This window comes from Staphylococcus sp. EG-SA-10 (assembly GCF_017151945.1).
Lineage (GTDB): Bacteria > Bacillota > Bacilli > Staphylococcales > Staphylococcaceae > Staphylococcus > Staphylococcus aureus.
Map to the genome: position 1 here is coordinate 1 of NZ_JACVZJ010000054.1, position 446 is coordinate 446.

The window sequence follows — 446 nt, forward strand, 5'->3', positions numbered from 1 at the left end:
CTTTAGTATGGTCATATTTAGTTTCTGCTTTATCAATATCTTCTAAACTCGTTACTTTAGTTTTGAAAATTAATGACTTCAATGCTTCATCTTCATCATCAGGTGCAAATGTTAATGAGATTTCATCATTTTTCTTTAACTCTAAGTTATCAAAAGGATTTTTTTTGAAATCAAAATCAAAATATCCTTTTTCATTAATAGGCATCCAAACACCATCGGAACTAGCTTTAGTATCTTCTTTACTAATTCCATCTTTAGCTCTTTCTTCAAAATTAATAAATTTATTATTAATAGATAGAGCAACTTTACCTTTTACAGACGTATGACCTTTAATAATACCTGAACCTTCAGTAATAGGTTCGATGAAAACTTGGTGATGTCCATCTTTTTCTTTTAGTTGTTCTTTCGGTATTTCATACGCTTTTTCATATCGTGGTGTTGTGTAT

Annotated in this window: 1 pseudogene; it reads right to left on the reverse strand. The window is 28.9% G+C overall.

Annotated elements, in window-relative coordinates:
- Nucleotides 1-446, reverse strand: a pseudogene (locus IDG45_RS13735) (FKLRK protein); the annotation flags it as partial.